A 3,594-nucleotide genomic window follows, 5' to 3' on the forward strand; every position below is an offset into this window, starting at 1 on the left:
TAACCGCCCCCTAGTCGGGCACCGTCTGCCCTCCCTTAAAAGGCCGGCCAGAGCCCGGATAACGCCTCCGTCCGCTGCGCTAGGCTACACACCGGCCCCACCCGCTGCGCGGCAGGGGGAAAGGCGGGCAAAGCCCGCTAAACCCCATACCAAATCCCGCGGGAATACGCTGGAGCGATTTTAGCCGCTTTAGCGGCCTTTTCCCTACCCGAAGGGTGGGGGCGGTGTGCAGCCCCGAAGGGGCCATTCAGGGGCCATTCTGACCGCTTTGCGCTTGGCTATCCTTGCGGCTCCGGCTGACCATGCTCCTGTGGCTGCTGTTTCTGCTTGGGTGGAAGTCCGAACAGTGCCCGATCATGGTCGCGCTCTAGGTAGCTGTCCAACCCATCGAGCAGGCGCTGTTCTGGCCACTCGCCGTTTTCAACTTTGCCGAGTATCCATGCACCTACCAGCACTTTGCGCCGGGTGTTTTCCTTGCGCTTTTGCTGCTGCTCCCGTGCTCTGATCCGTTGGATCTCGGCGTTGATTCGTGCCCGTTGTTCTTCCAGCTTGGCGAGCCGTTCCGCTGTTTTTGCCATTTTGATAATCCTCTTGGTTATGTGCTTGTCATTATGCTATCATCGGAGCACAGACACCGCAAACCCCGACCGTCATTTTACGGGAGGGCGCACTTACCGGTTTCTCTTCAAGAAACTGCCCTGGGGGCACCCCTTCGGGGCTGTGCGCTCTCCGAGGGCCATTGCATGGAGCTAAACCCCTATGGCCATCTATCACCTTACGGCCAAGACCGGCAGCCGGAACGGCGGCCAATCGGCCAAGGCGAAAGCCGATTACATCCAGCGGGAGGGCCGTTACTCCCGCGACCGTGAAGAGGTGCTGCACACCCAGTCCGGCCACCTGCCCGAGTGGGCCGAGCGTCCCGCCGACTACTGGGACGGTGCCGACCTGTACGAGCGGGCCAACGGTCGCTTATTCAAAGAGATTGAGTTTGCCCTGCCGGTCGAACTGACCCTAGATCAGCAGCGGGAGCTGGTGGACGAATTCGCCCGGCATCTGACTGAGGGCGAGCGCCTGCCGTATACGCTGGCCATCCATGCCGGTAACGGTGAGAACCCCCATTGCCACTTGATGATCTCCGAGCGGAAGAACGACGGTATCGAGCGCCCGGCTGACCAGTGGTTTAAGCGGTACAACGGCAAACAGCCAGAGCGGGGCGGGGCGCAGAAGTCCGAGAGCCTGAAGCCCAAGGCATGGCTTGAGCAGACCCGCGAGGCATGGAGCCACTACGCCAACCGCGCCCTTGAACAGGCCGGGCACGAGGCCCGCATTGACCATCGCACCCTTGAGGCGCAGGGCATTGAGCGCTTGCCGGGCATCCATCTTGGCCCTAACGTGGTGGAGATGGAGAGCCGGGGCATCCGCACCGAGAGGGCCGATATCGCCCTAGCCATCGACACGGCCAACGGCCAGATCATCGACTTACAAGAATACCGGGAGGTTATCGAGCATGAGCGCGATAGACAGAGTGAGGAAATCCAGAGGGATCAACGAGTTAGCGGCAGAGATAGAGCCGCTGGCCCAGAGCATGGCGACACTGGCGGACGAAGCCCGGCAGCGGATCGCCGAGGTACAGCAGGCCAGCGAGGAGCAGGCCGCGAGCTGGACGAGCCAGCAACAGCAAGCCATGAGCGCATGGCGGCAGGCAGCAAAGGACATGAGGGCAGCCGCAGGGGAACTGGCCAAGGCCGGCCAGACGGCCCGGAGCGCCGCCCGTGGCTGGACATGGAGGTTGTGGGCCGGGGTCTTGATCGCTTCCGTGATGCCTATTCTGGCGCTGCTGATCGCATCATGGCTTTGGCTGGAGCCGCAAATCATCGAGCAACAGGGGAGCATATGGCTGATTTTCAAGCTCAAGTGAAAGGTGACCGCACCGCGCAAGCCATCGCCCGGCAGCTCAAGGCCATGGGCTGCGACCGGTACGACATCGGCATACGGGATGCCGCCAGCGGCAAGATGATGAACCGGGAATGGACACCGCAGGAAGTGCAGCAGAACGCCGCCTGGCTCAAGCGCATGAATGCCCAGGGCAACGATATTTACATTCGCCCCGCCGAGCAGGCCCGGCATGGTCTGGTGCTAGTTGACGACCTCAGCAGCGACGATCTGGACGCCATGAAGCAGGAGGGCCGGGAGCCTGCCGCCATCATCGAGACCAGCCTCAAGAATTATCAGGCATGGGTGAAGGTGGCTCAGGATGCCCCAGCAGATCATAGGGGCGTAATCGCCCGGAAGCTGGCCCGGGAGTATGACGCCGACCCGGCAAGCGCCGACAGCCGTCACTATGGCCGTCTGGCAGGCTTTACCAACCGCAAGGACAAGTACACCAGCCGCACCGGCTATCAGCCGTGGGTGCTGTGCCGGGAGTCCAGCGGCAAGAGTGCCACCGCAGGGCCGGAGCTGATGCAGCAGGCCGGGCAGGTGTTGGACAGCATCGAGCGCCGACAGGAACGGACGGCACGACTGGCCGAGATCACCGCCCCGCAGAGTGTGCGTCGGTATCGCCGCAGCGTCGTGGACGACTACCGCAGCGAAATGGCCGGGCTGGTCAAGCGGTACGGTGATGACCTCAGCAAGTGCGACTTCATCGCGGCCATGAAGCTGGCCAGCAAGGGCCGGGAGCCGGACGAGATCAGCAAGGCCATGGCCGAGGCTAGCCCCGCTATCATGGAGCGCAAGGCGGGCCATGAGGCCGATTACATCAAGCGTACGGTGCAGAAGGTGATGGAGCTTCCGCAGGTGCAGGAGGCCCGCGCCGAGCTGGCGAAGCAGACCCAGAAGCAGCGCAGCAAGGGGCCAGATTTAAGCATGTAATGCTTGTTTTGATAAAACAAAACTGCTATATTGTCAAAACAATTTGACTTTATAGTAGGATTAAAAAATGGATATAGGAAAGGCAAAAGAGTATTTTGGGCTTGGATTGATTCAGGGTGCCGTGGTGAGATCGTCAAGTGTTCTGCATAACGGGTGGACTATCGAGCTGAGCGGCAACATTGGCAGCGCACAACCTACCTTACACACCGCCAGAGGTGATGTGCGGCAGTTCAAGACACTGGATGCGGCGGCCAAGGTCGTGCGAGAAATTGGGCTGCGAGAGTGGCGTGTTATCACTGACTAGGCGGCGCATGGCGGGGATGCCCCGCCAGCGCCTGACCATCAACCGCCTGCAAAGGAGGCAAACCAATGGCTACTCATAAGCCTATCGATATTCTGGCGAGCTTCACAGAGTTACCGCCGCCGATTGACTACGTACTGCCCAACATGGTGGCCGGTACCGTGGGGGCGCTGGTGTCCCCCGGTGGGGCCGGCAAGTCCATGCTGGTTCTACAGCTGGCCGCACAGATCGCAGGCGGCCCCGACCTGCTGGACGTGGGAGAGCTGCCCACCGGCCCGGTGATCTACTTGCCCGCCGAAGACCCGCCCACCGCTATACATCACCGCCTGCACGCATTGGGGGCGCACCTGACCGACGAGCAACGGCAAGTCGTGGCTGACGGTCTGCTAATCCAGCCGCTGATCGGCAGCCTGCCCTTTTTT

At 61.6% G+C, this 3,594-nt stretch carries 5 protein-coding genes and 1 pseudogene; 5 read left to right on the forward strand and 1 reads right to left on the reverse strand.

Annotated elements, in window-relative coordinates; all coding sequences use genetic code 11:
• Positions 1 to 278 precede the first annotated feature (278 nt).
• Positions 279 to 578 carry a hypothetical protein gene (locus FTV41_RS13915; protein ID WP_010904468.1) on the reverse strand — a complete coding sequence of 100 codons (300 nt, stop codon included), beginning with the start codon at positions 576 to 578 and terminating at the stop codon, positions 279 to 281.
• Between the two features lie 181 nt (positions 579 to 759).
• Here FTV41_RS13915 and FTV41_RS15280 point away from each other — a divergent pair.
• The 5 genes and pseudogenes from FTV41_RS15280 to FTV41_RS13930 form a co-directional block, all read left to right on the forward strand.
• Positions 760 to 1,401 (forward strand): annotated as a pseudogene (locus FTV41_RS15280) (MobA/MobL family protein); the annotation flags it as partial.
• Between the two features lie 106 nt (positions 1,402 to 1,507).
• Positions 1,508 to 1,918, forward strand: coding sequence for an IncQ-type mobilization protein MobB (locus FTV41_RS15285; protein ID WP_010895877.1), 411 nt, complete (start codon positions 1,508 to 1,510; stop codon positions 1,916 to 1,918).
• Positions 1,894 to 2,871 (forward strand): DNA-primase RepB domain-containing protein, encoded by a 978-nt coding sequence (locus tag FTV41_RS15290; RefSeq protein WP_373682963.1) that lies wholly within the window; start codon positions 1,894 to 1,896, stop codon positions 2,869 to 2,871. Before FTV41_RS15285 ends, FTV41_RS15290 begins: the two co-directional genes overlap by 25 nt.
• A gap of 67 nt (positions 2,872 to 2,938) precedes the next feature.
• Complete coding sequence (locus tag FTV41_RS13925) at positions 2,939 to 3,175, forward strand: hypothetical protein (protein ID WP_010895879.1); 237 nt, start codon at positions 2,939 to 2,941, stop codon at positions 3,173 to 3,175.
• Between the two features lie 65 nt (positions 3,176 to 3,240).
• The coding region (locus FTV41_RS13930) for an AAA family ATPase (RefSeq protein WP_179996708.1) at positions 3,241 to 3,594 on the forward strand (354 nt) is incomplete at its 3' end.

The organism is Acinetobacter sp. YH16051, assembly GCF_013417135.1.
GTDB classification, from domain to species: domain Bacteria; phylum Pseudomonadota; class Gammaproteobacteria; order Pseudomonadales; family Moraxellaceae; genus Acinetobacter; species Acinetobacter towneri.

Excerpts from the sequence above, each read along its gene's own strand:
- FTV41_RS13915 (WP_010904468.1), bottom strand. The coding sequence starts at position 578 with ATGGCAAAAACAGCGGAACGGCTCGCCAAGCTGGAAGAACAACGGGCA.
- FTV41_RS15285 (WP_010895877.1), top strand. The coding sequence starts at position 1,508 with ATGAGCGCGATAGACAGAGTGAGGAAATCCAGAGGGATCAACGAGTTA.
- FTV41_RS15290 (WP_373682963.1), top strand. The coding sequence starts at position 1,894 with ATGGCTGATTTTCAAGCTCAAGTGAAAGGTGACCGCACCGCGCAAGCC.
- FTV41_RS13925 (WP_010895879.1), top strand. The coding sequence starts at position 2,939 with ATGGATATAGGAAAGGCAAAAGAGTATTTTGGGCTTGGATTGATTCAG.